This is a genomic window from Mesorhizobium sp. P2_E6, from assembly GCF_056403835.1.
The window spans coordinates 1-519 of record NZ_JBFUEQ010000049.1; the positions used below are offsets into that span (position 1 = coordinate 1).

Annotated in this window: 1 protein-coding gene; it reads right to left on the minus strand. The window is 69.6% G+C overall.

The window, feature by feature from the left end; translation table 11 throughout:
• Positions 1-519 (minus strand): VCBS domain-containing protein (locus AC1D08_RS33705; RefSeq protein ID WP_477425366.1); only part of this gene is annotated, 519 nt, incomplete at both ends.

Consider the following 519-nt stretch of genomic DNA (forward strand, 5'->3'; position numbering starts at 1 on the left):
CGTTGGCGTTGGTGCCGTGGATGGTGAAGCTGACGAGCTGGGTGGTGCCGTCGGCGGCCGTCACCGTGAAGGTGTCGACATGGGTGCTGGTGCCGCCGTTGGCGTCGCTGCCGGCGAGGAACTGCACGGCGGCGTTGGCGACGGAGTAGGTGTAGGAGCCGTTGGCGGCCAGGACGAGGCTGCCCAGATCGGCGCCGCTGACGGTGGTCTGGACATGATCTTCGCCGGTGTCGACATCGCTGATCGAAATCGATCCCGCGGCGGTGAGCGTCACGGCCGCGCGGGTGGGCGTGTCTTCGGTGACGTCGGCGACCGTCGGGGTTCCGATCACGGCGGCGTCGGTGGTGCCGTGGCTGGTGCTGGTGAAGCTGACGAGCTGGGTGGTGCCGTCGGCGGCCGTCACCGTGAAGGTGTCGACATGGGAGCCGCCGTTGGCGTCGCTGCCGGCGAGGACCTGCACGGCGGCGTTGGCGACGGAGTAGGTGTAGGTGTAGGAGCCGTTGGCGGCCAGGACGAGGC